At 42.7% G+C, this 26,741-nt stretch carries 26 protein-coding genes and 4 tRNA genes; 20 read left to right on the forward strand and 10 right to left on the reverse strand.

Going from position 1 to position 26,741, the window contains the following annotated elements; genetic code table 11:
* Position 1 precedes the first annotated feature (1 nt).
* Together UWK_RS05450 and UWK_RS05455 are read left to right on the forward strand one after the other, a co-directional pair.
* Positions 2-1,012, forward strand: coding sequence for an NAD(P)H-dependent glycerol-3-phosphate dehydrogenase (locus UWK_RS05450; protein ID WP_167320772.1), 1,011 nt, complete (start codon positions 2-4; stop codon positions 1,010-1,012).
* A gap of 14 nt (positions 1,013-1,026) precedes the next feature.
* Entirely contained in the window at positions 1,027-2,136 is a 1,110-nt protein-coding gene (locus UWK_RS05455; protein WP_041916325.1) for an AI-2E family transporter, read from the forward strand.
* A 165-nt stretch (positions 2,137-2,301) separates the two neighbouring features.
* Here the strand turns inward: UWK_RS05455 and UWK_RS05460 are convergent, their stop codons facing one another.
* The 3 genes from UWK_RS05460 to UWK_RS05470 are packed head-to-tail and all read right to left on the reverse strand — an operon-like array spanning position 2,302 to position 5,155.
* A complete protein-coding gene (locus UWK_RS05460) occupies positions 2,302-2,973 on the reverse strand; it encodes an XTP/dITP diphosphatase (RefSeq protein WP_015403361.1) in 672 nt (223 codons plus the stop codon).
* A 55-nt stretch (positions 2,974-3,028) separates the two neighbouring features.
* On the reverse strand, positions 3,029-3,592 hold the full coding sequence (locus UWK_RS05465; protein WP_015403362.1) for an epoxyqueuosine reductase QueH: 564 nt from the start codon (positions 3,590-3,592) through the stop codon (positions 3,029-3,031).
* Complete coding sequence (locus UWK_RS05470) at positions 3,593-5,155, reverse strand: sigma-54-dependent Fis family transcriptional regulator (RefSeq protein ID WP_041916695.1); 1,563 nt, start codon at positions 5,153-5,155, stop codon at positions 3,593-3,595.
* Positions 5,156-5,359: 204 nt separating this feature from the next.
* Here UWK_RS05470 and UWK_RS05475 point away from each other — a divergent pair.
* Both UWK_RS05475 and UWK_RS05480 read left to right on the forward strand, forming a co-directional pair.
* Positions 5,360-5,445: transfer RNA gene (locus UWK_RS05475), tRNA-Ser, on the forward strand.
* A gap of 5 nt (positions 5,446-5,450) precedes the next feature.
* Positions 5,451-5,542 (forward strand) — tRNA-Ser (locus tag UWK_RS05480).
* A 61-nt stretch (positions 5,543-5,603) separates the two neighbouring features.
* On the opposite strand, the gene UWK_RS05485 is transcribed toward UWK_RS05480, so the two are convergent.
* Positions 5,604-6,062, reverse strand: a complete 459-nt coding sequence (locus UWK_RS05485; protein ID WP_015403364.1) for an SH3 domain-containing protein — start codon at positions 6,060-6,062, stop codon at positions 5,604-5,606.
* Between the two features lie 128 nt (positions 6,063-6,190).
* Positions 6,191-6,511 carry a thiamine-binding protein gene (locus UWK_RS05490; protein WP_052326966.1) on the reverse strand — a complete coding sequence of 107 codons (321 nt, stop codon included), beginning with the start codon at positions 6,509-6,511 and terminating at the stop codon, positions 6,191-6,193.
* A 106-nt stretch (positions 6,512-6,617) separates the two neighbouring features.
* Between UWK_RS05490 and istA the strand changes: the two genes are divergently transcribed.
* Together istA and istB are read left to right on the forward strand one after the other, a co-directional pair.
* Positions 6,618-8,171 (forward strand): IS21 family transposase, encoded by a 1,554-nt coding sequence (gene istA, locus UWK_RS05495; RefSeq protein WP_015402933.1) that lies wholly within the window; start codon positions 6,618-6,620, stop codon positions 8,169-8,171.
* A 20-nt stretch (positions 8,172-8,191) separates the two neighbouring features.
* Positions 8,192-8,929 carry an IS21-like element helper ATPase IstB gene (gene istB, locus UWK_RS05500; RefSeq protein ID WP_015402932.1) on the forward strand — a complete coding sequence of 246 codons (738 nt, stop codon included), beginning with the start codon at positions 8,192-8,194 and terminating at the stop codon, positions 8,927-8,929.
* Positions 8,930-9,037: 108 nt separating this feature from the next.
* Here istB and UWK_RS19955 read toward each other — a convergent pair whose 3' ends face one another.
* From UWK_RS19955 to UWK_RS05510, 3 genes are read right to left on the reverse strand one after another with little or no spacing between them, the layout of a single operon-like run.
* Positions 9,038-9,172, reverse strand: a complete 135-nt coding sequence (locus UWK_RS19955) for a hypothetical protein (RefSeq protein WP_015403366.1) — start codon at positions 9,170-9,172, stop codon at positions 9,038-9,040.
* Positions 9,173-9,208: 36 nt separating this feature from the next.
* The gene (locus tag UWK_RS05505; RefSeq protein WP_015403367.1) at positions 9,209-10,081 is read right to left on the reverse strand and encodes a ParB/RepB/Spo0J family partition protein; all 873 of its coding nucleotides are present in this window, start codon (positions 10,079-10,081) and stop codon (positions 9,209-9,211) included.
* Between the two features lie 9 nt (positions 10,082-10,090).
* Positions 10,091-10,864, reverse strand: a complete 774-nt coding sequence (locus UWK_RS05510; protein ID WP_015403368.1) for a ParA family protein — start codon at positions 10,862-10,864, stop codon at positions 10,091-10,093.
* Positions 10,865-11,100: 236 nt separating this feature from the next.
* Here UWK_RS05510 and nadB point away from each other — a divergent pair, with 236 nt between their 5' ends.
* The 3 genes from nadB to UWK_RS05525 are packed head-to-tail and all read left to right on the forward strand — an operon-like array spanning position 11,101 to position 14,710.
* A complete protein-coding gene (gene nadB, locus UWK_RS05515; RefSeq protein ID WP_015403369.1) occupies positions 11,101-12,750 on the forward strand; it encodes an L-aspartate oxidase in 1,650 nt (549 codons plus the stop codon).
* Positions 12,740-13,321: a glycine cleavage system protein R gene (locus UWK_RS05520; RefSeq protein WP_015403370.1), complete on the forward strand. Its 582-nt coding sequence runs from the start codon at positions 12,740-12,742 to the stop codon at positions 13,319-13,321. Before nadB ends, UWK_RS05520 begins: the two co-directional genes overlap by 11 nt.
* A 9-nt stretch (positions 13,322-13,330) precedes the next feature.
* Entirely contained in the window at positions 13,331-14,710 is a 1,380-nt protein-coding gene (locus UWK_RS05525) for a PFL family protein (protein WP_015403371.1), read from the forward strand.
* Positions 14,711-14,764: 54 nt separating this feature from the next.
* Here UWK_RS05525 and UWK_RS05530 read toward each other — a convergent pair.
* A tRNA-Glu gene (locus UWK_RS05530) sits at positions 14,765-14,842 on the reverse strand.
* A 14-nt stretch (positions 14,843-14,856) separates the two neighbouring features.
* Positions 14,857-14,932, reverse strand: a tRNA-Lys gene (locus UWK_RS05535).
* A gap of 209 nt (positions 14,933-15,141) precedes the next feature.
* On the opposite strand from UWK_RS05535, the gene rdgC reads away from it, so the two are divergent.
* The 11 genes from rdgC to UWK_RS05595 all read left to right on the forward strand — a co-directional run bounded on the left by rdgC (position 15,142) and on the right by UWK_RS05595 (position 26,708).
* Positions 15,142-15,747: a recombination-associated protein RdgC gene (gene rdgC, locus UWK_RS05540; RefSeq protein ID WP_015403372.1), complete on the forward strand. Its 606-nt coding sequence runs from the start codon at positions 15,142-15,144 to the stop codon at positions 15,745-15,747.
* Between the two features lie 12 nt (positions 15,748-15,759).
* Positions 15,760-16,302, forward strand: a complete 543-nt coding sequence (locus tag UWK_RS05545) for a hypothetical protein (RefSeq protein WP_015403373.1) — start codon at positions 15,760-15,762, stop codon at positions 16,300-16,302.
* 51 nt (positions 16,303-16,353) lie between these two features.
* Positions 16,354-17,778 (forward strand): Asp-tRNA(Asn)/Glu-tRNA(Gln) amidotransferase subunit GatB, encoded by a 1,425-nt coding sequence (gatB, locus tag UWK_RS05550; RefSeq protein ID WP_015403374.1) that lies wholly within the window; start codon positions 16,354-16,356, stop codon positions 17,776-17,778.
* Positions 17,779-17,796: 18 nt separating this feature from the next.
* Complete coding sequence (gene radC / locus UWK_RS05555; protein WP_015403375.1) at positions 17,797-18,540, forward strand: RadC family protein; 744 nt, start codon at positions 17,797-17,799, stop codon at positions 18,538-18,540.
* Positions 18,537-19,667, forward strand: coding sequence for a radical SAM family heme chaperone HemW (hemW, locus tag UWK_RS05560; protein WP_015403376.1), 1,131 nt, complete (start codon positions 18,537-18,539; stop codon positions 19,665-19,667). The genes radC and hemW overlap by 4 nt, the downstream gene beginning before the upstream one ends.
* A gap of 701 nt (positions 19,668-20,368) precedes the next feature.
* The gene (locus tag UWK_RS05570; RefSeq protein WP_015403378.1) at positions 20,369-20,680 is read left to right on the forward strand and encodes a hypothetical protein; all 312 of its coding nucleotides are present in this window, start codon (positions 20,369-20,371) and stop codon (positions 20,678-20,680) included.
* A 36-nt stretch (positions 20,681-20,716) separates the two neighbouring features.
* The gene (locus UWK_RS05575; RefSeq protein ID WP_015403379.1) at positions 20,717-21,175 is read left to right on the forward strand and encodes a hypothetical protein; all 459 of its coding nucleotides are present in this window, start codon (positions 20,717-20,719) and stop codon (positions 21,173-21,175) included.
* Positions 21,176-21,595: 420 nt separating this feature from the next.
* Positions 21,596-24,859 (forward strand): HD domain-containing phosphohydrolase, encoded by a 3,264-nt coding sequence (locus tag UWK_RS05580; RefSeq protein ID WP_015403380.1) that lies wholly within the window; start codon positions 21,596-21,598, stop codon positions 24,857-24,859.
* Positions 24,856-25,770 (forward strand): response regulator, encoded by a 915-nt coding sequence (locus UWK_RS18265; RefSeq protein ID WP_015403381.1) that lies wholly within the window; start codon positions 24,856-24,858, stop codon positions 25,768-25,770. The genes UWK_RS05580 and UWK_RS18265 overlap by 4 nt, the downstream gene beginning before the upstream one ends.
* A gap of 224 nt (positions 25,771-25,994) precedes the next feature.
* On the forward strand, positions 25,995-26,312 hold the full coding sequence (locus UWK_RS05590) for a hypothetical protein (protein WP_153304831.1): 318 nt from the start codon (positions 25,995-25,997) through the stop codon (positions 26,310-26,312).
* Between the two features lie 6 nt (positions 26,313-26,318).
* A complete protein-coding gene (locus UWK_RS05595; protein WP_015403383.1) occupies positions 26,319-26,708 on the forward strand; it encodes a hypothetical protein in 390 nt (129 codons plus the stop codon).
* Positions 26,709-26,741: the final 33 nt, after the last annotated feature.

Consider the following 26,741-nt stretch of genomic DNA (forward strand, 5'->3'; position numbering starts at 1 on the left):
GATTGTTAATAAAATAGCAGTCATTGGTGCAGGATCTTGGGGAACTGCAATAGCCGGTGTGCTTTCTGCAAAGGGTTTGAAAACTGTTCTCTGGGGGCATAATGATAAACATATAGAGGATCTTAAAAAGGATCGTGAAAATAAGAAATATCTTCCAGGTTTTGAATTTCCTCAACTGCTTTCGATTGAAACAGATTTAAAGGAAGCCGCAACCGGAGCAGATGTTGTTTGTATGGTTGTACCGTCACACGGGTATCGTAAAGTTTTTGAAACACTTATTCCCTATCTTAAAACTGGTGCAAGTGTTGTCTCAGCCGTAAAGGGGATCGAAAATAGCTCTCTAATGACCATGACTCAGGTAATGAGGCAATGCCTTGGAAGTGCTCTGACCGCTAAAAATTTAACCCTTTCTGTCCTTTCTGGGCCATCATTCGCGAAAGAGGTCGCCTTGGGTTTACCTACTCTCGTAACTATTGGCTGTGATAACCTTGAGGACGCTCAGTTTCTTCAAAATGTTTTTGGAAGTGAACGTTTTCGTGTTTACGCTGCTCAGGATATGATGGGACTTGAGGTAAGTGCTGCTCTTAAAAATATTATAGCTATTGCTGCTGGTATAAGTGATGGCTTAGGTTTTGGCCTAAACAGTAGGGCAGCGCTTATAACTCGAGGACTCGCTGAAATTACTCGCATGGGTGTTGCCATGGGGGCAGATCCCGTTACCTTCTCTGGACTTTCTGGTATTGGCGATCTGGTTCTCACCTGCACCGGTGATCTCAGTCGAAACAGGTCAGTGGGTCTTAAACTTGGAGTAGGAATGAAACTTTCCCAGATACTCGATGAGATGGAGATGGTTGCAGAAGGTGTTAAAACTACTCAGTCGGTTCACGACCTGATGTTACAAATGGAGGTTGAAATGCCCATTCTTGATCAGGTCTATCAAATTCTTTATAAAGGGAAAGAATGCTCAAAAGCCGTGACCGACCTGCTGACCAGAGAGTTGAGGGTCGAATAAAAATTATTCAATGTATGGAAAAAACTAATAATCAAAGAAGTATACAGTTTCTTAGTTACCTCGCCCTCTTCCTGCTTTTTGCCTCACTTTATATTTTTTCTTCCTATTTACACTATATCCTGGTTGCTGCTGTACTCGCACTTTGTACCAGTCATGCTTTGTCATCATTAATAAAATTTTTGAATCGATCCCCTTTTCCCGGATTTATAAGAAAAAACTCTAACTTTATAAGTGCTTCTATTTTAACACTGTTTTTTCTCTGTTTAATATTTGCTCCCCTAGTTTATTTTCTTTCTGAAACCTATATTCAAATGTCCCATGTCGATGTTGACCATGTAAAAAAAGTAACCATGGAACTTGTTAACAGGCTGGTTGCGTTTACCGACCCAATTCCGATTCTTTATAATTTTCTCAGTACGTTAAAAACTGAAGGGTTTTCATTGTTAAAAAGTGTTTCTATTGAAACGCTTTACAAAACTATAAATGGTGTTGCTTCAGGGGCTGGAGGTCTGGTTGTTCAAATAGGATGGATATTGATTTTTTATTTTCTTTTTAATCTCAATGGAAGGCAAATACTTGCCTTTACAGCCAGAGTACTACCAACAAGTTTTGAGCATGAAAAGTATTTATACCGGGAGTGTACAGGAACAGTAGCCGTTGTCTTTTATGGAACGCTTTTTAATATGCTAGCCCAGGGGCTTACCTTTGGTATCCTCATTTTTTTTATCGGTGGCTACAATACATTTTATCTCGCTGTTCTTGCGGGTTTTTGTTCTGTTATACCAATTGTAGGAGCAGCTCTTGTTTATGTCCCCGTGATAGCTCTTGAACTGGTTGCTGGAAATTTTATAAATGTTCTTGTTATTCTAATTGTAGTTTGGGGTATTATGGGTTTTTTCATCGATAATATTTTGCGAATTATTTTTATAAGCCACTTAAAAAGAATTTTTGGTTTCGAGTACACTATGAATGAAATATTAATTCTGCTCTCAATTCTGGCAGGAATTGCAAGTTTTGGGTTCTGGGGAATTATCATTGGACCTTCCGTCATAGCCCTTAGTCTGGCAGCAGCTAATCTTTATAGCTCACAAATTGAGCATACTGGATTTCCAGAAGATTTTTAACATAGTATGATACCGCAAATATAGTTGTAGCCTTAAAAAAATGCTCTTGTTTAGGGTGCAGTTGGTCTGAGGCTACAATTTTGTGCAAATCTTTTTTAACGAAAAATCATACCAATACAGAGATACAAGCCATTTACTATAGTAGCCTGGTTCATCGGTTTGTATTTATTTAGACCAGTCATTATTCTTAAACTCATCGTGATCAGGTTTAGGCGGTTTTGCTTCGGAAATACGCTGGTTCAACCAGATAATCACTTTATCAAATTCGTTGCGAAGTTCAGTAAGTGCCTTACCGCGATGGCTTACTTTGTTTTTTTCTTCCAAACCACATTCTGCAAAACTCTTCCCAAATGGCTCATAGTAGAAAAGTGGGTCGTAACCGAAGCCGGAATCACCTTGCTTTTCTTGAAGAATAGTACCCTCACATGTGCCTTCATAGGTTAGTGCTGGTCCAGATGGAACCGCAATAGACAACACACACTGAAATGCCGCCTTACGATTTTCCTTCCCTTCCATTTCTTTCAGTAGTTTTTCACAATTCTCAGCATCGGTAGCTGATTCTCCTGCATATCTTGCCGAATAAACTCCTGGTGCCCCACCTAAGGCCTCAACCTCAAGTCCTGAGTCGTCAGCGATTGCTGGGAGACCAAGAATCTTTGCAGTGTGTAGGGCCTTCTTATAAGCATTGTCATCAAAAGTTTCTCCATCTTCGATACACTCTGGGATTGGTCCAAAATCTGCTACGGATTTAATTTCTATTGGAAAATCACTAAGCATCTCTTGAAATTCTTTAACTTTGTTTTTGTTTGTTGTTGCAAGAACAATAAGATCGACCATTTCGAACCCTCATTAGGAATAAAATTTAATCAATGAAAATTATAAAAAAAGTCAGTTATTTTTTTCTTTCTTTACGTAATTTTCTCTGTAAGTTTTTATCATAGCGTTCCTGTTCGCTATAGATACAGCCGCAATAGGGTTGTCTGTATAATTTCATGTCAATAGCCATGTCTATCCCCTGCTGCCATCCAATTCTAAAATCCTCATAATAAAAAGGAATATTATATTTCGTGGCTATTTTTTCACAAGTACTGATAATGGCATTATGATTTTGATATCGGGAGTAAAGAAGTGTTGAAGAAAAAGCATCAGCTCCTGTATTAATTGCCTGTTGCGCAGTTTTTTCAAGACGCATTTCGTAACAGATAGCGCATCGATTTTTCTCATTAAAGACGACCTTCCTGAGATATTCAGATAAACCATACTCGGATTCTATCTCAAGCTCAAAATCTTCTTTTAAAGAAAATTCTCTTAGCGTGTCCAGGCGCTTTCTGAATTCGCAGTATGGGTGAATGTTCGGGTTGTAAAAGTATCCGGAAACGTTGAAATTATTGTTTCTCAACTGAGATAATGTGTAGGTAGAACAAGGTGCGCAGCATACGTGAAGGAGAATTTTCATTTAAGGTGTTATTTTAAATTTTTTAGGGTCAATATTGTATTGATGGATTTTATAATTAATGATTCTGAGGCTTGTGTCGAGTATTTTAGAGGCTTTTGTCTGGTTTCCCCTCGTTTTTTTTAGTGCCTCAATAATAAGATCTTTCTCAAAATTTTCCACTGCAGTTGACAGAGATAATGGATTTTTATCTGAAGTCGTAGAATCAGAGGTTTGTAGGGTGGGTGGTAAATGAATACCCTTAATAGTATCTCCGTCGCAAATAAGCACTGCTCGTTCCATACAGTTCTGCAATTCTCTCACGTTTCCAGGCCAATGGTACTGGATCAGCATATCAATGGCCGTTGTTGAAATTCTGTTTATTTTTACTTTATTTTCATCAGAATATTTTTTTAGAAAATACTCTGCAAGAAGAAGAATATCTGTTCTCCTTTCTCTAAGAGCTGGCATATATACTGGAAATACATTGAGACGATAATAGAGATCTTCTCTGAAACTATTATCTCTTACCGCGGCTTCAAGGTCACGATTAGTCGCAGCTACAAGTCTTACATCACATTGTATTGATTTTCCTGAGCCGAGCCTTTGAAAGGTTCTTTCCTGCACCACATTAAGGAGTTTTACCTGAACAGCTTGACTTATCTCTCCAATTTCATCCAGAAAAAGTGTACCCCCTTCTGCCTGTTCAAACCGTCCTGTTTTTCGTTCAGTGGCTCCAGTAAAGGCACCCTTTTCATGACCAAAAAGCTCACTTTCTAACAGTGTTTCAGGTAGGGCGGAACAGTTTACAACAACAAATTGTTTGTTACTTCTTTTAGAGTTGTAATGCAGAGCCTTGGCGACCAGAGTTTTTCCTGTACCAGACTCACCACGCAATAAAACAGTTGCATTTGAGTCAACCACCCTATGGATCATCTCATATACTTCCTGCATACGGCTTGAATTACCCTGAATATCATTAATGGTGTTTTTGCCTGATAACTCTCGGCGGAGTTTTAGGTTTTCTTCTATCAGATCTTCCTGTTCCCTGCTTACCGTCTGGATCCGCTGTGTTGTCTGTGCAATAAGGGAACTGAGAATTGTTAAAAAGCGCAAGTCATCATCTGCCTGCTTTGAGATTCCCTCAAGATATACCCGATCCACTGACAATGCCCCAATAACCTGTTTACCCCCATGAATAGGGACACAAATAAATGACCTTGCCTTTGTGTTTAAATCTCCACGTGCTCTGGTTTTGTTTAAAAACATAGGTTCGTCTGCGATATGAGGCACAATAATTGATTCGCCTGATGCCACCACTTTTCCAGTAATACCTTCACCAATTTGGTATTTACCACGCTTTCTACCCTCTGCACTAATACCATGTGCTACCTCTATTTCTAGTTTACCAGTTATAGGGTTTATGATCGTAACTGTCCCATTCTCCATGTTTTTCATAACATCAATGGTTTTCATTGCATTACTTAAACACTCCCTCAGGTCTGTTGAAGAGGCTAGATTTTTCGTAATTTCATAAAGACACGTGAGGTCTTTTAATTGTGTTGAAATATCTTTTAATTGTTTCATTTTTGTCTTTTTACTCGTGCTAACCGTTATTTTTTTCAGTAATACTGTTGTTGCAATTTTTTTCACAATTATGTCATGTCTTGTTCCAATATAGGTTAAATATTCTATTTTATCTCTGATTTTTTCATTTCTGTTCTATGACCGGTTACCCGAGTACTCAAAATATTGACACAAGCTGTAACAGATGGTAAAAGACTTCCATCTGGAGGAATGGCCGAGTGGTTTAAGGCGGCGGTCTTGAAAACCGTTGTACGAAAGTACCGTGGGTTCGAATCCTACTTCCTCCGCCAGTTTTGGAGAGGTGACCGAGAGGCCGATGGTGCTCGCCTGCTAAGCGAGTGTGGGGGTTAGACTCCACCGAGGGTTCGAATCCCTCCTTCTCCGCCAAAATAAAAAGGCCCGACTTGCTTAATAAGCAAATCGGGCCTTTTTTTTCGTGTTAGTGGGTTTAATAGCCCCACAGGAGACTTCTCTTTATCCATCCTGTTAACCCGGACTCATGTTTTACTTTAGCCCACCCTTTGTCCTGTTTCAGAGTTTCAAAGACCACACCGTAATATGCTTTGCCAACTATATCGAATTTTGTTCCAGGACCACTTCGAATGTTTATCTGTTTTTTCTTTCCCTTGTTAACCTTCACAACCATATGTGGGGTTGACTTGAGGTATTTGTTAAATACCCACCCTGTGTCGTTTTCAAAATCCCTGATTTTCACCCAACCTCCCTTTTTAGACAACACTTTCACTGGAAGTCCGCTACCATATAGCCATTTTGGTGAATATTTTGTTCCTGGCCCAGAACGCACCTGTACATTTTCTCCATCAATGCTAAGCATTTCAGCTTGAACATTACAAAAAATTAGGATTCCAAGAAAGGTTAAGAAAAGTACGAATTTTAGTTTCATCATATACCGTATAAATACCTGAGGTGACCTATGGTTTATTGACCGTTAATATACAATTAATATACATGCATTATCATTTCCAGCGCTTTTATCCTTTCAACGTAACATTCTTTTGATTAAAAACTAACATTTTAGGTAAATACTGTCTTTTCATCATTGAAATCATTGATCCTGGCTGTAACAGATGCTGTTTTGTCCCCTATTTTGATATCTTTGTCCCTTCTGTCATCTATTGTGATATGGGTGACGACTCGCACCGCTCCTTGATCAAACGGTATTTCGTAGATTTTTTCTAAGATAGCAAAAAGGTCCGTAATTTTTCCTTCAATCAGTGTTCCCATGTCATTTAGTTTAAATGTCGCATTTTGCATATTCCAGACGATTCCGGCCACCGATTCCAGAGTAAACCGGCCACTCATTCCACGTGATTCCGGCCACCGATTCCATTTCATTCCGGCCAGTGATTCCAGAGGAATCCGGTCACCCCAAATAGGGAGTAGCGACGCATAGAACCAACTGGTAGAGAGTGCCTTTTTGAATAAAATTCAAGGAGGGCTCATGCCGAAGAAGAGGTTATCTATGCGAAAAATTAGAGAGGTACTACGACTCAAGTATGAACTTGGGCACAGTAACCGTGAAATTTCCCGTAGCTGCGGTATTGGCAGCAGCACGGTAAGTGACTATTTACAACGAACCAAAAGAGCAGATCTGGGTTGGCCCCTTCCTGACGACCTAAGCGACAGCAGCCTTGAACAAACCCTTTTCCCTCCACCGCCTCCACCGGGGACAAGCCGGCTAATTCCAGATTTCTCTGAGATCCACAAAGAGCTCCAATCCAAACGAGGGGTTACCCTGAACCTGCTGTGGCAGGAATACAAAGAGCAGCATCCTGACGGCTACCAGTACAGCTGGTTCTGCCATAGTTACCGGGATTGGGCCGGCAAGCTTGATCTGGTCATGCGCCATGAACACCGAGCCGGTGAGAAACTGTTTGTCGACTACGCAGGCCAAACCGTCGATGTCGTTGACCAACACACCGGAGAAATCACAAAGGCTCAGGTCTTTGTTGCGGTCCTTGGTGCCAGCAACTACACCTATGCTGAGGCCACTCCCAGCCAGAAGATTGAGGATTGGATCGGTTCACATGTCCGTACATTTGCTTTCCTGGGTGGGGTTCCGGAAGTTGTCGTTCCAGATAACCTGAAAAGTGGCGTCACAAAAGCCTGCCGTTACGAACCTGACCTTAATCCCACTTATCATGATCTGGCCCGACATTATCAAACCGTGGTGCTGCCTGCAAGGGTTAGAAAACCAAGGGACAAGGCCAAGGCTGAGGCCGGTGTATTGCTGGTGGAACGCTGGATTCTGGCAAAACTCCGTAAACATACTTTCTTCAACATTGACGATCTCAATCGCGAAATAGGCAAACTCCTTGAGCAACTGAACAACAAGCCTTTCAAGAAGTTATCCGGCAGCCGTAAAAGTCGCTTTGAAGAACTGGACAAACCTGCCCTGAAACAACTTCCAGCCAGCCCTTATGAATTATCCTACTGGAAAAAGGCCACTGTACATATCGACTATCATGTGGAGGTCGAGGGACATTACTATTCCGTTCCATATAACCTGGTCAAAAAACAGATTGAGGTGCGCTATACCAAAAGCACGGTTGAGTGTTACTTTCGTGGTAAACGGGTGGCCAGTCACATCCGGGAGAATCAACGAGGGCACCACACTACCGTCAAAGAGCATATGCCTGTCAACCACCGAAAGTACATGGAGTGGAATCCGGACAGGTTCAAGCGCTGGGCTGCCAAGGTCGGGCCGGAGACACTCTGCCTCACAGAGACGCTTCTTGTAAAAAGAGCTCACCCACAACAGGCCTATCGCACTTTGCTGGGCATTCTCCGTCTTGGCAAAGCCTATGGAGATTCACGCCTTGAGGCAGCATGCCATCGGGCCCTGCATATCAACGCCCTTTCTTACCGCTCAGTGGAATCCATACTCAAAAGCGGCCTTGATCAGAAGCCACTACCGAAGCCGGCTACAGAGGACAAGCCGGTTAATCACGCAAATATCCGTGGCTCTCAGTATTATTCTCCCTCAACCCACTAAAACAAAAAGGAAACGATAAAATGCTTCTGCATCCAACACTTGAAAAACTCACAACTCTTCGATTCACCGGCATGGCCGCAGCACTCCAGGAACAGATGGACATGGACACTGCAGATAACCTGGGTTTCGAAGAACGCCTCGGTCTGTTACTTGACCGCGAGCAGGCGGTCAGGGAAACCAGAAAACTTCAGACCAGACTCAGAAAGGCAAAGCTGCGGCAGGATGGCTCAATCGAGGATGTAGACTTCCGTCATCCGCGTGGTCTGGATAGGTCACTGGTAACCAGGCTGGCTGACTGCAACTGGATAAAGGAACATACCAATCTGCTTATTACCGGCCCCACTGGAGTCGGCAAATCCTATCTTGCCTGTGCCTTGGCCCAAAAGGCATGCAGAGAAGGCTATAGTGCTCTCTATCTCCGTCTGAGTAAACTCTTTGAAGATCTGGCTCTTGCCAAGGGGGATGGCCGTTATCTGAAGTTACTGACTGTCTATTCAAAAACAGATCTATTGGTACTTGATGACTATGGACTGGCCACACTCAACCAGGAGCAACGCCATGATTTACTAGAAATACTGGAAGACAGACACGGCCTCAAATCTACCTTGGTAACCAGTCAATTACCGGTAGAGCACTGGCATGAGCGGATCGGAGATCCGACTTTAGCCGACGCCATTCTTGACCGTCTGGTACATGCCGCTCACAAAATCAAACTGAAAGGAGAATCTATGAGAAAAAAGAAAGCACGCTTGACGTGAGAGCAACACACAGAGTAAGAAGGAAATATTCGCGTCGCTACGCTCCGACACCCTGGCCGGAATCCTCTGGACTGGGTGGCCGCTTTGCCGTGGAATTACTGGCCGGAATCAAGTGGACTGGGTGGCCGGATTCACTGGAATACGCACATTTGATTGTTTCAGACTATGCTGAATATGTGCTACAAAATCACCAACCGAGGTACCACTTCCTAAAGGTATCATGGTTAATTGCATTAATGCCATTGGTACCCTCCTGTTTTTAAATGATAAAACGTTGAACTAAATATCTTCACCAGCAATAAGTGCGACCAGCCTTTCCAGGTCATCCAGGGAATAGTATTCAATTTCCAGTTTCCCGCGACTTCCATTTTGTTGCAGTTGAACTTTAGAGTGGAGTTTATTGGTTACCCTGTTGATCAAAGTCTGCGAAAACTGGTCAGGGATTGATATGTTTTTTTGGGTCCTGATGGTCCTGTTGTTTGTGTTTTCCAGTTTCATGCGTGAGGTCAGTTTTTCAGTTTGCCTTACTGATAATCCCTTAGCGACGACCTGGTCTCTTGCTGCTTTCATGGCCGTTGTATCATCAGACAATCGTAAGATCGCCCTTGCATGTCCCTCAGATAGTTTTTTTTCCGCTATATCTAGTTGAATAAAATCAGGTAGTTGTAGTAACCTTAAGCGATTTGTTACAGTCGATCTTTTTTTTCCTACCTTTGACGCAGTTTCCTCTTGGGTATATGAAAAGAGTTTTATTAATTTTTCGTATGCGAGGGCCTCTTCAATTGGGTTTAGGTCCTGTCTCTGGACGTTTTCAATAAGAGCGAGTTCTAACAACTCGTCATCCCCTCCAATTTCTCTCACAACGACTGGTACCTCTTTTAGCCCTATGAGCTTCGAGGCCCTTAACCTTCTTTCTCCTGCTATTAATCCGTAAGTTCCGTTGTTTTTTGGAATAACAACCAGGGGTTGTATAATGCCCTTCTCCCTGATGGATTCCGCTAGCTCGTTGAGCTTGTCTTTGTCAAAATGAGTTCTTGGTTGAAAACTGTTGGCAATTATTTTATCAACATCACACGAAAAATATTTCTCCTCATCCTCTTCTTGATTGAAAAGGAGGTTTACCCCTTTTCCTAGTCCTTTCATTTTTGTCATATCAACACCTTAATTTTGTTTCTTTAGAAATTCATTTGCCAGTTTGATGTATGCCTGAGCACCTGTGGATTTGACATCATATTCGATAACAGACAAACCGTGACTCGGACATTCACTCAAACGAACATTTCTAGGAATCACTGTTCGGAACACCTGGTCTTTGAAGTGCTTTTTTAACTCATCTTCTACTTGAAATGTCAATTTGTTTCTTTTGTCAAACATGGTTAAGAGCAGGCCCTCGATATAGAGGTTTTTGTTTAGTGATTTTTTCACCGACCGTATGGTACTCACCAGTTGTGATAGCCCTTCTAGTGCGAAATATTCACACTGCATGGGAATTAAAACAGAATCTGCGGCTGTAAGACTGTTGACTGTCAACAGGCCCAGGGACGGAGGGCAGTCGATAAGGATAAAATCGTATTCTTCTCGCAATGGCTCAAGCATTGTTTTTAGTACATACTCTCGTTTCTCTATTGGAAAGAGCTCCATTTCAGCAGCAGACAAATCAATACCCGATGGTAAAATTGTTAAGTTCCTTTTTTTGTTTGGTGTGATAAGGACAGTTTTTACCGGGATGTCTTGGGTGTAACAGTGGTACAATTGTGACTTGCAGTCACTCTGGCGAACTCCGTAACCCGATGTCGCATTACCTTGTGGGTCCGAATCCACAAGAAGGATTTTCTTTTTTTTTCGCTCAAGTGCAGCAGCAAGACTAACAGCCGAGGTTGTTTTTCCAACCCCACCTTTTTGGTTGGCAATAGCGATGATTTTTCCAGGACTCATGTTTTTCACTCTCTTTGTTTTTAATCTCACTAAAAAGTACAACTTCTTCTCTTTTTTATCCCACTTTTCCTTCAATCACAATCTAATTACTCAATACTGTCTGCTTTTGTTTTGTTTTTTTTGTTTTTTACCACAAGGTGTGCCTATTTCTTGCCTTTGTTTTTGCTTAGGTATAAGTTGCTTGTGAGTCGGTTACTATTTCAATGTTTCACGTGAAACATTAAGTGAGGGGATTTATGGAAAGTGATTTTTTGGTGATAGGTAGCGGTATAGCGGGGCTTTCGTATGCTTTACGGTGTGCTGAGTTGGGTAGTGTGGTTGTTGTTACAAAGAAGAAGGATATTGACACGGCAACTAACCTGGCTCAGGGGGGCATTGCTGTGGTGTTGGAGGCTGAGGATAGTTATGAGTCCCACGTAAAGGATACCCTGGAGTCTGGGGCCGGGTTGTGCGATGAGAGTGTGGTTAGGATGGTGGTAGAAGATGGTCCGGCGAGGGTTGCTGATTTGGTAAGGATGGGTGTTGATTTTGTAAGGGATGAAGGAAGTTCCTCGGGGTACTCTCTTGGAATGGAGGGAGGGCATAGTTGTAGGAGGGTTGCTCATGCAAATGATCTGACGGGTAGGGAGATAGAACGGGCTTTGTTGAATGTGGTTCGTAACCATAAGAGGATTGAACTTATGGAGGAGCACATGGTTGTAGATTTGTTAATGGTTGCAGGTGGTGTCCCTGGTTGGGGAGAGGTTGATTCTGGAGAGCGTTGTGTCGGGGCGTATGTGTTGGTTGATGGGCAGGTTGAGGCTTATCGTGCTAAATTGACAGCTATATGTAGTGGTGGGGTTGGGAAGGTGTATCTTTATACAACGAACCCGGATATTGCAACTGGTGATGGTATTGCTATGGCTTTTAGGGCTGGGGCTGAAATTGAGAATATGGAATTTGTACAGTTTCACCCTACGTGCTTGTATCATCCAGAAGAGAAGAATTTTTTGATTTCGGAGGCGGTTAGGGGCGAAGGTGGAGTGTTGATTGGTGTGGATGGTGTTCCTTTTATGAAAAAATATGATTCAAGGGAAGACTTGGCAACCAGGGATACGGTTGCTCGTGCAATTGATAGAGAAATGAAGGAAACAGGTGAAGATTGTGTGTTTTTAGATATCACCCACAGGGATCCTGTGTTTGTGAAAAAAAGATTTCCTACAATTTATGACAGGTGTTTGTCGCGAGGTATAGATATAACAAAACAGCCAATTCCAGTGGTACCAGCTGCACATTATATGTGCGGAGGAATTCGTACTGATAAGTATGCGAGAACAACTGTAGCTGGTTTGATGGCCCTGGGTGAGAGTGCTTGTACGGGGTTGCATGGTGGTAATAGGTTGGCAAGTAATAGTTTGCTTGAGGCAGTGGTTTTCGCAAATAGGGCAGCGGTGTTTTGTGAAAAAAATTGGAAAGAATTACAAAATATAGATATTCCAATTATTGATTTATGGAAGAGCGGAGATGCAAAGGAATTAGGTGAGGAAATCTTAATAAATCATAATTGGGATTCTATAAGAAGAGTAATGTGGAATTATGTGGGTATTGTTAGGTCTATGAAAAGATTGGAGCTCGCTAAGAAGCGTATGGAGTTTATATATTCAGAAATTGAGGAACATTACCAGGAGTATTTTGTCACTCCAAATATGGTTGAGTTGCGCAATATCTCACTGATATCATTATTGATTATACAATCTGCCTTGTCGAGGAAGGAATCTCGTGGGTTACATTATGTGATAGATTTTCCAAACAAATTCAAACATTCTAATGCTACGCTCTTTCGTAGGAAAGGTAATAGAAACAGCTGGGAATTTGAGTTAATAGGGGGTGTGGAAGGTGAAGAATAAACAATTTGTTATTTCGGTTATGTCTAAAGATCGCCCAGGAATAATATCCGATGTTACTACTGTGATTTATGATTTAGGAGGAGATTTGGCGGGCCTTAACCAATCTGTACTGGGAGGGTATTTTACTATGATACTAATGGTGGAGTTTCCTGAAGGGGTAACCGTTGAAACACTGATGAAAACGTTTTCAGCTATTGGTACTGAACCAGCCATTGAAGCCATCATAAAAGAAGTGGATGGTGTTTATATGTATGATAACAGGGTCTTACCTGGTGAAACCTATGTGGTAACGGCACAGGGGGGAAACCGAAAAGGATTGGTTAAGCTCCTGGGAGATTTTTTTTATGCACGAGCAATTAACGTTTTGGATTTGGTGACTGCGAGGCGTGATGAATTGTATACAATGATATTTCAGGTTGATTTAAGTCATATTGAGTCAATGAATAAATTGAGGAAGGAGTTGGTTTTACTTGCAGGCAAGGAAAATTTGGATGTCGTGTTACAGCACAATGATATTTACATGGCTACTAATGAAGTAGGATTGCCTCTTGACGCAATTATAGGAGGCTAAGGAGAAAAAATGCTACGCTCAGACCAGATAATGGCTACGGTTGAAATGGTGCAGAAAGAGAACCTTGATGTAAGGACTGTGACCATGGGGATAAATCTTCTGGATTGCCGTGTAGGAACGGTAAAAGGTACATGTGAAAAGGTAGAGGAAAAGATTGCCAGGTGTGCGGAAAAATTTGTGGTAAAATGTGATGAGGTTTCTGTGAAATATGGCGTTCCTGTCATTAACAAGCGTATTTCGGTAACTCCGGCAGCGTTGGTTGGATCAGGCTTTAAAACCAATGATTTTGTGCAACTGGCAAAGAGTCTTGATACGGCCGCAGAAAATGTTGGTGTTGATATCTTAGGTGGTTTTACAGCACATGTTGAAAAAGGTATGACGAATAGCGATAGGGCTTTTATTGGAGCAATTCCTAAAGCCCTGGCTCTAACCAAAAGGGTTTGTGCTTCTATAAATGTTGGTTCCAGTCATAAGGGGATTAATATGGATGCTGTTGCAATGATAGGAAATACAATAAAACTGTTAGCGGAGGCGACGGCAGATAGTGGCGGTTTTGGCGCTGCGAAGTTTGTTGTTTTTTGTAATCAGCCTGGAGACAATCCATTTATGGCTGGTGCTATTCATGGTGTGGAGGAAGCTGATGTTGTTCTGAATGTTGGGGTTTCGGGTCCAGGGGTCATTGCCAGATCATTGGAAAGAACCATTAACAGGCGCGGAAGAGATAACATGAAGTTGGATGACATTGCAGAAGAAATCAAACAGATCACTTTCAGGGTAACAAGATGCGGTGAGTTGATTGGTCGACAGGTATCGAAGGAGTTAGGGGTAGAGTTTGGAGTGGTGGATCTGTCACTTGCTCCAACACCAAAGATAGGCGATTCGGTGGGCGAGATACTGCAGATACTTGGGGTAGATGATGTGGGGGCGCCAGGAACTACGGCAATTGTTGCGTTGTTAAATGATGCAGTAAAGAAAGGTGGGATTTTTGCATCAAAGGCCGTGGGGGGATTAAGTGGTGCCTTTGTTCCAGTGATGGAAGATGCAGTTCTGGCGGAGGCGGTTGCTAAAGGGGCTTTAACAATTGAAAAACTCGAATCTCTCACCTGTGTTTGTTCAGTGGGGCTTGATATGGTACCAATCCCAGGTGATGTTGATGCAGCAACGATTTCAGCAATAATTGCAGATGAAATGGCAATTGGAATGATAAATAATAAAACGACAGCGGCGAGACTTATTCCGGTCCCAGGCAAAAAGGCTGGTGAAATTGTGAATTTTGGGGGATTGTTTGGAACGAGCCCTATTATGGAAGTTAGAAATGTGAACAAATCAGCAAGGTTTATAGCGTGGGGGGGGAGGATCCCAGCACCTATTCATAGTTTTAAAAATTAGAATAGTAAAAAAAGAAAAAGGCCCTTGAAAATATTTTCAAGGACCTTTTTTGTATGGCGTCCCCAGTCGGATTTGAACCGGCGTTGCTGGGATGAAAACCCAGTGTCCTGGACCTGACTAGACGATGGGGACAAATGTATATATGTTGGTGGGTCGTGTGCGACTCGAACGCACGACTCTCTGCTTAAAAGGCAGATACTCTACCGACTGAGTTAACGACCCGTGGAGCAAGCCTTTATACAAAGTACTTTTTCTTGTGTCAAGAAAAAAGTATATTTGTTTTTTATCATGAGCATATTTAAATCGTCAAGAATTAGTTAATATCTTTTTCAGTTTTGAGAGAGAAAGTCACGAGAAATATGGTGTGACCCAGATAATGGAATAGGGTATGATGTGAGGAATTTTGATGGAATTTTATAAGGGAGAACAGAATGGGTTTTGTTAAAGGAACGGCTAGTTATGTCCGCTTTGCCGTTGAGGGGGAATTACCCGATAACATCTGGGATTTCATCGCGGATCGTATTACGTCTTTTGCTTTTAGGGATATTGATGAGACGTATGAGGAGGATTCGCTTGGCTGGGTATCGGTGACGAACATGTTTGATACTGATTTTAAGTATGCATCATATGCTGCCGGCAATTTCGTTACACTTGCCATGCGTTTTGATGAGAGAAAGGTCTCTGCGTCCATTGTGAAAAAATTTGTACAGAAAGAAGAGGAACGAATAAAAAAAGAAAAGCAGATCCCTAAAATATCAAGGAGTATGCGTGTGGAGATCAAGGAACGTATACAAAATGAATTGATACGTAAGGCTCTTCCGATGCCCTCTGTATTTGACTTGTGTTGGAATCTGGAAAATTCAACTTTGCTTTTTTTCTCAACCAATCAAAAAGCTCAGTCAATGTTGGAGGACCTGTTCAAGGAAAGTTTTGGGCTTACTTTAGTTCAGCAGATTCCATATATTTGTGCTGAGCATCTCCTCGGTGAGGATGAGGTGGACAGGTTGGCAAGAATAACACCAGATGTGTTTGTATAGAGGGTATGAAATATGGATTTAGTCGATCTTATCGCTGAAAAACGGTTTCTAGGGCAGGAGTTTTTGACCTGGCTCTGGTGGAAAAGTGAAGAACGAGGTGGAGTTGTGGCATTACCAGGAGAAGGCGATGTCGTAGTAGTGTTTGAAAAACACATGCTTCTCGAATATGGTGAAGGGGATTCAAACGAAAGTCTAGTATGTAGGGGGCTCCAGACAGAGCTTCAGGAAGCACGTACCGGCCTTGTTATGGGGAAGAAATTAGAGCAGGCAAGAATTAAACTGGCTTTTAATGACTATGAGTGGAATTTCACCATGGCAGCGGCTTTGATGGAGTTTCGAAATGTGAAACTTCCAAAAACCGGAGGAGAGTCGGGAAACGAAAATGACCCCGAAGAGCGTGAGGGAATGGTTCTGGAGAGAATTTACCTCTTTGAGGAACTTATTCGAATGGTTCTTGGGTTGTTTCGGATTTTCCTACACCTTCGAGTCAGTCCTGAGTGGCGTGACGAGTTACTAAAGGTTAGAGAATGGGTCAACAGAGCTGAAAGAGCTTAGGTGTTGTCTTGTGTGTCATGGATAAAAAATACTTATAAAGACGGGTAAATTATGGAGTTTGAAACCGTAATAGGGCTGGAAATTCATGCCCAGCTGAAGACCAGATCGAAAATATTTTGTGGATGTTCCACTGAGTTTGGGGCATCTCCCAATAGCCACACCTGTCAAATATGTCTGGGAATGCCTGGCGTACTGCCGGTTTTAAATAAAAAAGTTGTTGAATATTCAATCAAAATGGGATTGGCAACGGGTTCAACTATCAATACTTTTAACCAATTCGCCCGTAAAAATTATTTTTATCCAGATCTCCCCAAGGGGTATCAGACGTCACAGTTTGATCTCCCTATAGTGGAGTTTGGTAAGGTGGAGATAGAAGTAGCCGGGAAAAAGAAGGTGATCGGCATTACTCGCATGCACATGGAAGAGGATGCCGGCAAATTGATTCATGACGATAGGGAACCAGTGTCATATGTGGATCTGAATCGGACAGGAACACCTTTGCTTGAGATTGTGTCAGAGCCTGATATGCGGTCTCCAGAGGAGGCGTATGCCTATTTGAAAAAAATTCACGCCATCCTTCGTTATCTTGATATCTGTGATGGCAATATGCAGGAAGGAAGTTTCCGCTGTGACGCAAACATATCGCTTAGACCAGTGGGACAGATAGAGTTGGGGACACGTACTGAACTCAAAAACATGAACTCCTTCAAAAATGTACAGGCAGCTCTTGAATATGAGGTGCGACGTCAGCGTGATTTGTTACTTGATGGAGAAGAGGTGACGCAGGAGACTTTACAGTGGGATCCGGATCGAAATCGGACAACTGCAATGCGCAGTAAGGAAGAGGCACATGATTATCGATATTTCCCCTGTCCAGATCTGATTCCGGTAGTTATCGATGAGAGTTGGATTGAGGAGATCAGAAGCACTCTTCCTGAACTGCCAGATGCGAGAAAAGAACGCTTTGTAAATGAGTACGAATTGCCCGAGTATGATGCAGTAATTCTCACAGCCTCACGGGATTTAGCAGATTATTTTGAGGAAGCTGTCAAAAATTGCGGGAAGGCAAAGAAGGTTTCAAACTGGATAATGACAGAGATGCTGCGCGAGTTGAAGGGAGAAGATGTTACTGCTTGCAACGTCAAGGCCAAGCAGTTGGGGGCTCTGTTGAAAATGGTGGATGATGGGACCATATCAGGGAAAATAGCCAAAACGGTGTTTCTTGAAATGATGGAATCCGGGAAGGATCCTGAGACCGTAGTTAAAGAGAAAAATCTTATACAAGTTTCAGATACAGGCGAGTTACGGGGCATTGTTCAGGAAATTATTGCAGCCAATCCCTCTCAGACTGAAGATTACAAAGGCGGAAAGACAAAGCTTATGGGGTACTTTGTTGGTCAGCTGATGCAGAAGACAAAAGGTAAGGCGAACCCTAAAATTGCCAATGAATTATTTTCTGAAGAATTAACCAAATAGGAGGTTGGACTGGGGGCAATGGAGAAGGAGGATTGGCAGAGAAAGGGGGCAGGACATAGACAGCGTCTCCGCGACCGATTCCTTGACCGGGGGCTTGATGGATTTAGCGATAAAGAAATTCTGGAACTGCTCCTTTCCTTTGGGACTCCCAGAAGTGATTGTAAAGAACCAGCGCGGAGAGCTCTGAAACAGTTTGGATCACTTGCTGCCGTACTCGAAACACCACTTGCCGGATTGCAGGAAATAACGGGTATTGGGCCCAAAAACGGTTTTGCTGTTCATTTTATTCAGGCAGTGGCCAGGCGTTACCTGAGGGATCGGCTTCAGGGGAAACGCTATCTCACCTCCTCTGCTGACGTGCGGGATTACCTCCTCCACGCGCTGCGTGGCCTCAAAAAAGAGGTCCTCTGTGTCATTTACCTTGATTCGTCACACGCTATTCTCGACACGGAAACCGTGGCTGAAGGTACCATTAACGTCAACACCGTCTACCCGCGAGAACTTATAAAAAAGGCTTTGCAGCGCAATGCTGCAGCTCTCATCATAGCGCACAATCATCCCTCTGGTTCAATTGTTCCATCATCACAGGATATGCAGCTTACAAGAACGCTCTCCTTACTTGGAGGTATGATGCAGATCCGTCTCCTTGATCATATCATTATAGGTGATGACAGTTTTTCCTTTGCTGATAATGGTCTGATGGCGGAGATCCATGATGCGTGCCGGGAGACAATGGAACGTCTTCATTCCAGCAAAGTATGACCTCATCGCTCTATATTCACATTCCTTTTTGTTCAGCCAAGTGCAGTTACTGCTCATTTAACTCGTATGCGGGCCTGGAGGGCCTGCAGTCACGTTATGTTGAATGCCTATGTGCCGAGATGGAAAATGTTGCATCATCGGGGGGCGTGGAGTCCCTCAAGACGGTATTTTTGGGAGGAGGAACACCATCTGTTTTACCTGGCGATTTGTCAGGTAAAATTATAACTACTTATCGTAATTGTTTTTCTGCAATGCAGGATGTGGAAATATCAATGGAAATAAATCCAGGAACAGTTGATATGGCAAAACTGGATTTTTTACACGTTGCAGGTGTCAACCGGATTTCTTTCGGGGTGCAGTCGTTCATTGATAAGGAGTTGAGAAGTATAGGACGTATTCACACAGCAGAAGAGGCTGTCGTTGCAGTATCTATGGCAGGGAATGCGGGGTATGAAAATGTAAGCCTTGACCTGATGTATGGGCTTCCCGGTCAGACTACTGCGAGTTGGCACCAGAGTTTGGAAACAGCTATTTCTTTGGGAGTAAAGCATCTCTCGCTTTATCAGTTAACGGTTGAAGAGGGGACTCCATTACAGCAAATGATGTACGGAGGAACAATACAGTTGCCCGGTGAAGATGAACTAGCTGCAATGGATAATATTACGAGGAAATTGACCGATTCTGCCGGTCTACGCCAATATGAAATATCCAATTATGCAAAAACAGGATATCAATGCCGTCATAATATAACCTACTGGGAAAATAATGAGTACCTGGGAGTAGGGGCGGGGGCAGTCTCCTGCGTAAGGAGAAGCCGCAAACGAAACATTGCGGATCCTGTGGAATACTGTGATCGTATTGAGGCTGGAAAATCGGTGGTTATTGAGGAGGAAAATTTAGATATCGAGGCCTCATTTCGAGAAACGGTTATTATGGCGTTACGATTGAATAGTGGATTTTCCCTACCGGGTCTTACCGAACGCTACGGGATAAATGCTTTGGATTATTATGGTGCAACACTTGAAAATCTTATAAGGGATGGATTTGTTGAGCAGCATGCAGGAATGATTGCTCTGACGGACAGGGGGAGGGGTTTTGCTAATCTGGTTATGTCCGAACTGGTGTAACAGGCAGATAAGAGGACCAGGCGACCGTTACTGTGCTGAGCGAGGAGAAAATAAAGGTCGGGATAGGGGATCATTGATTGGCGTAATCTGTTAAAATTCTAACTAATTACCTCCGAAACATTTGCAACCCGGAGTTTTTCCGTGTCGATTATATGGGACGCCATAAACCCATCCCTGGGGGCTCTGCTGCGGCCGTCCAGGCCGCAGATGCCCATATAATCAACACGAAAAAACTCCTCCTCAGACGGGTAGGCTGAAGAGGAGTGGTGATTAGGAAATTCTATTAAACATATGGTGATGTCACGCACCTTCTCAGCACTCATTTTTTCTAAAAAGACTGGTGTCTATATTGCACCAGAAAACCAACCTTTAACAACAATTTTTTTCTTTTTCACTTTTATCTTTCTTTATTAGATCCACAATATTTTTGAACTTTGAGTTTCAGAGTTTGACAGGTTCCTGATAGAGGAGGAAGCTTAGAAAAGATGGAATGCTTGAAAAGAAAAAAACATTAGTTGTGCTAATGTTAAGCATAATTATTACAAATTTTACTTAATTATAATACTCAAGTATTTATTTGTTAAGAATCTTACGGATGGAAAGTAATGAATATCTGTGAGAGGAATATTGGATATACTTCATTCAGGCTGAGCCTACGGCTCTGTGATATCTTGTGTGCAATGAGGTGGGTTGAGGGAATTATGACGAAACAATCTGAACTACAGTGTTGGGAAATTATTCAGTGCAACCGTAAAAACAAATGCCAGTCGTATAAAAGGGAGGAAAAAGAATGCTGGCAGGTGATTAGGGATGATAATGCGAGTTCGTTCCATATCTGTGTTGATTGCCTGGTGTATCTGGCGAAACAGAAAGATTCGATTTTCAGTGACGAGGAGTTAGCTCGTATTCTCAGTAAACGGCAGGAGAAAAGTTTTCGTCATTATGAATGCAAACTTACATATGCACTTCGTCACTCAACAGCAATTATAGATGGTCTCTGTATCAATGTGTAGCAGAGGAAAAGATAGGTATCAGTGAGAGGATGGAGCATGAGCCCATATATGGCATTAATAGACAGAAAAATTTCTGCCTGGATGGATAAATATTGTCAGGGACTGATGCGAATTTCTCTGGCCTTGATATTTATCTGGTTTGGCATGCTAAAACCTCTGGGAATGAGTCCAGAAGAGGAATTGATAAAAAACACGGTCTATTTTTTTCCACCGGAAGTTGTCTTGTTTGTTCTGGGATGCTGGGAGGTAACAATAGGTATTGGACTTCTCTATAAACCGTTACTCAGGGTTGCTCTCCTGCTTTTACTAATAGAACTTCCTGGTACGTTTCTGCCACTGATTGTTTTGCCTGAGATCTGTTTTCACTCAGTACCATTCGGGCTCAGTCTTGAAGGGCAATATATTGTGAAGAACCTCTTCCTTATAGGCGCGGCCTTTGTAATTGGCAGTAAGGTCGCACAAAACAACCCATTACTTGAGGAAACGGAGGCGTGAGGTAATGGGGGGAACGCTGTCAATGGAGAGTGTTGCCAGAATCGTATTGTAAGCAGTATCGGATTGGCCTAAGATTTTAATTTGTAGAGGTTTACCAGCGTCGTTATTGCTTGTCTGAGGTTTTCTTGCATTGAAAACTCCTCCTTTCTGTAAGAGAAAACCGATAAGACTGACAAGCGGGGTTTCTTTGCGTGCTCAGTTTTTGGGTGATGCTGGTAAACTTTTACATTTTGTATCCCTTCTGTAGAAAATCCTATTATCATACCCTCAGCAGAATGGGGATGTATGATAATGAATGATGTTGACTTCCTGTCGGCTATTTTATAGCATCCAGAAGTATTCTTTAAACGCTCAAGCTTTTTAGCTTCTCTCCAGTTACCACTCGTGTAAATAATATTTGTGGAAACAGTACCACACTCTATGCAAAGTTTTCCGGAAAAACAGAAAATTCTCCTCGACTTAGTTTCACTTTTATCAAAAATTCTCGACCTGAGTGATAAAGGAAATCTTGCCCATGGGTTGCGGGTTGCTGACCTGTCCCAGGCGATAGCCAAGCAGATATATATTGGAAAACCGGCGCAGCTGTATGTTGCGGGTCTGCTGCATGATATCGGGGGGATGAGCCTTGACAGACATGTCCTTTATCATGCACTTGATAGTTTTCAGGATATTGAGGCGCGTAATCATGCTTCATACGGGGCAGAGATACTAAAGAGTTTTCATCCTTTTCACTCTCTGGTGGGATGGGTTGCCGACCACCATGAACGATATGATGGGACTGGCTTTCCTGAAGGGAAATCGCAGCATGAGATAAGCTCAGAGGCTGGGATTCTACACCTTGCAGATCTTCTGGATATCTTTTTCAGGCAGAATAAAGAAGTAACACTCAAGGAAATACGGACATTTTTGAATGAGCAATCGGGAAGCAGCGTGGCTCCCGTTGTTGTTGAAGGTGCAAAACACCTTTTTTCCACCCAGGAAAGCCTGGTTTATCTTAAAGAGAGTGATCCCAGGGAGTGTTGTGGCTCTGGGATGGTGGATTCTTTTTCTGAGATTAATTTTATTTCTGTTCCGGAATTGATCTCGCAGCTTTTGTGGTTGATTGCTCAGGTGGCTGACTGCAAAGTAGAAAAAAACGGGTTTCATTCTAACAGGGTGGCCTTTTTTTGCCATCGTATAGCCAAAGCTTTTCATTCTGTGGATGTTGACCCACTTCAGGCCCTCTGGGCAGGACTTCTCCATGACGTGGGAATTTGTGCTGCTCCAAAGGGAGAACTTACAAAAAATCAGAATATTGTGGCTACAGCATCATTATTGTATCGAGAGCACCCATTGGTTTCAGCCAAACTCGCAGGTGATGTGAAGGTACTTGAACACTTTGCTCCTGTGCTTGCAGCTCATCATGAGTGTTGGAATGGAACAGGTTTCCCAGCGGGCCTGAAAGGAGATGGTATTCCACTGCTTTCTCAAATCATCCATGTCTGTGAGCAATACGATATCTCAAGCAGGAGCGAAGGGACGAAAAGTGGCCACAAGTATGCTATTGAAGAACTGGAAAAGGGACGTGGCCAGTTATTTTCATCAGATCTGCTTGATGTAGCCATCCCTGTTCTGCAAACATGGGGACCACGTGATATCTCCTGGATGCGAGACATAAAGAATGTTCATGCCTTTTTTACATCAGATCCCTTTGATGGAATTACTCAGGGAGAGCAAGAACAGGTCGTGGATCTTAATTCAGAGAGCATGATCAACACGGTTTTGCCGAGGCAATGGGAGTGTGCAGAACTCACGACTGATTTTGTGCTACACACGGGTGGTGAGTATCTTAAAAGATTTACAAATAGCGAGGATGTGGAGAACTTCTTTGACATTCTGGAACCATCAATTGTCAGAAGTACCCGGAAAGCTTTAAAAGCTGTGAAGGATGGGGAATCCCTTACTTTGACCATGGCCTCGAAATGGGGAAAGCCCTTAGAACTGATTTTCCTCAAACAAAAAAAATACTACACCCTTCTGTATAGAGGCGTGAACGAAGAACCACTTTTTACCAGAAGGCATTCGATTTTTTATCAGCATTTTCAAAAAACAGCCGAAGCTGAACTTATCCTCGATGAGGAAGCAGTTATTAAAGATGTTAATGATAGCGCTCTGGCACTTTTACGGTATCCGCGACAGGGGTTGATTGGTAAAGATATTGAAACACTTTTCTCTCCATTTTTGTCAAAGTTGCAGCTCAGTTCCCTTCATATGTTTCTGGTTGCTGATGATGAAACACTCTGGATAGAAGAATTTTCTTTAATCAATAACAAGGGAACTGCTTTTTCAATCCAGGTAACCATTGTTCCTCTGCAGGGAGTTGAGCGTCGGGATGCGGCTTATATTTGTCGTTTGAGAGATATTTCGGTCAGAAAGGAGCTGGAACGGGAAATGGTGCAGCGCGAAAAAGCGATGCAGCTTATTGTTCATAATATTTCCGGGATGACTGGGGATCAGTTTTTCAAGGAGTTGTTGCTGCAGTTTGCGTCCTTGTGTGGATCCAGCCAGGTGATGATTGGTGAGTTGATTGAAGGTGGTGATACTATTCGTCCTGTTGTTTTTCGTGATCCAAAAGGGTTTCATAAGAGAGAAAGTTTTCTCCTACAACACACTCCAGGTTTTGTGGTTGTTCATAGCGGTGAGTTGTTTATAACAGATCGGGTGAATGATCGTTTTCCTCAGGACAAAGTATTGCAGGATCAGGGGATTAATTCTTATTGGGGGCTCCCCTTGCGAAACCAGGATGGGACGGTTCTTGGGGTTCTGGTCGCCATGGATACGAAACCAATTACTCAAACAAAAAGTACACGAGCGCTTGTGAAGGTACTACAATCACTTGCTGGAGGTGAATTGGCCCGGATGCAGACTGAACGAAAACTTAAGGAAAATGAAAAGCAGTTGGAGAGTCAAAATCTTGAGTTATCACGTATGAACCAGCTCAAGAGTGACATGATTGCGGTCACCTCCCATGATCTGAAATCACCGCTTGCTGCAATTATCGGCTATGCCAGTCTTCTTCAAGAATATTTTTCAAGCCTGGATGAGGAAAAAAAAATATATTATATTCAGCGTATTGAAGAAGAAGGACAAAAACAGCTGGTTTTTATTAATAAGCTTCTAGACTTATATCGTATTGAATCGGGAACAATAGATCTGGAGCTGACTTCTGAACGATTGGATTTCCTGGTTCAGGAATGTATCACCAGGCAGCAGCATGTTGCTGCTGAACGAAACATTACAATCGAAATGTCCCTTAAAGGGGTGCTCTCTCCAGTTTTCTTTGACCACTTGCGAATGGAACAGGTTATTTCCAATATCCTGTCCAACAGTATCAAGTTTTCTCCTGCGGATAGGCGGATAATAGTGTGTGTCAACCAGGACATTCAGGACATTACTGTGGAGATTTGTGATCGTGGTAAGGGGATAGATGAGGAAGAAATAGCTAATATTTTTGATCGTTATTATATGGGGCGCACCAATTTTGATGTACGTCCAGAAGGTTCCGGTCTTGGACTTTATATTGTTAAAAATATAATCAATCTCCATGGTGGGGAAGTTTTTGCCAGAAACCGAAAAAGAGGTGGCAGTTGTTTTACTGTACGTATCCCTGTAAAAGCAAATGAATCAGTAATGGATAAGCAATGAGTAACCAAAATATTTTGATTATAGATGATGATCAGGCCCAGCACGAAATTTTAGGGGAACATCTTGAACTGGCGGGGTTTTCCCCCCTTCATGCAGGGTGCAGTAAGGAGGGCTTTGAGGTTTTGAAAAAGCAGGATGTTGCCCTGATCCTTCTTGACATCAATATGCCCGAGATAGATGGATTTCAAACCATTAAAGTCCTGCGGACACATCCTCGAAGTGTTGATATTCCAGTACTTTTTCTCACCAGCCTTGACCGCCAGTATCTCAAAATCAAGGGACTTGAACTTGGAGCTGATGATTATGTGACAAAGCCCTATAACGGTGCGGAACTCATGGCCAGGATTAAGGCAATTCTTCGTAGGAAAGGGAAACATCCTGCTGGGAACAAAGCTGCCCTCAGCGGCGATATCAAGGAAATCGGACTAGGCGACCTCCTGCAAAATATTGATGGTTCACAAAAGAATGGAATAATAACATTTACTGAAATGGATGGAGAACTTGTACTTGTTGATGGGAGTATTGTTTCTGCAAAACAGGGGAGCAGCCGGGGAATGGAAGCACTGCTTCGTTTAATGCTCTTGGAACAGGGACATTTTATGGTTTCTTATCAGGATATTCCAGATACAAAAACGGATCAGACTATCCCTGTTATGAAAGCACTTCTGGATGGTGTTTATGAGGTGGATCAAATTCGAATGGCAGTTGAAGAGACCACTCAGCAGAAAGATCCATTTCTGGAGTTAACCGGGAATTTAAGTGCCCAAAATTATAGAATTGATAGATTTAAGGCAAAATTTCCTTGTCGTTTTATTGATCTGGTAACGACCATGGATGGGGCACTGCGAAACAATGTTGAGACGGTACTCAATGCTATTCGAAGCAATGCCGTAGTTTGCCTTAAAAAATAGCCTGGCCCTTGGTTGTTTCCTTTCACCGTGGAGGTTTGCAGAGTGCTGCGAAGAAGGGTTGCTTTTTGTATAAAAACTTGATTTGCCTTGACCCCTGGTCTTATGAAAAGGTAATAATGAGTAAATTAAAAAGAATCGTCTCGTCGTTCAGGGGCGAAGGCAATACTAAAAGATAGAAGAAGTGAGAGAATATGCTGTCTAACCGTTCTGTTTGGAAGTGTTTTGTGAAATTGGGAGTTCTACTGGTGCTGGGTTCCCTGGCCGCTTGTAGCCAAAAAATGTATGGAGTTGTGAAGGTTGAGACGATTCCTCCTGGAGCAGAAGTTATTAATCTGAAGGATGACACCCATCTCGGGATGACACCGCTTCTGGTAACCTGGGAGAGCGATAACGATGAGGCCAAGCATGCCACCGTGGAATTGCGAAAGGCTGGATATATAGAAGAAATAACGTCTTTTTGGGTCACAATGCGTCATACTACAAAGGCAGACGCTATTCAGGAGCCGCAGCCCGTCACAGTTGAACTGAAAAAGAGGGACTAATACGAGATGTGTGGGGAAAAAAAGAGTATTTTCAGGGTGTGTTTTCTGGTCAGTATTATAACTGCAAGTGTCCTGCTGGCCGGCTGTTCAAGTCAGAAAACTGTTCATTTCAAAATTAATTCCGTTCCCAAGGGGGCTCATGTCCTCTATCAGGTAATTGGTGAGGATATCCCCTGTCATGGACAATGGGTGTATCTTGGCAATACTCCTGTGCAAGGTGTACGTCAGTTTGATGAGGATCAGTTAGTGAGTGCGGAAAAAATCACCCTAAAAATTATGCATAATGGCTATCATGAGCAGGTAAAAGAATGGGATGGGCCGGGCTTGTGGCAAGAAGTTGAGGAGCGGGATGTTATTTTTTGGACCCCGGAACTGATTGCATCTGAAAAAGAGTGATCATCCCCACTCTCACAGAGCGTTGAGAGAATG

It is taken from the genome of Desulfocapsa sulfexigens DSM 10523 (assembly GCF_000341395.1).
Lineage (GTDB): Bacteria > Desulfobacterota > Desulfobulbia > Desulfobulbales > Desulfocapsaceae > Desulfocapsa > Desulfocapsa sulfexigens.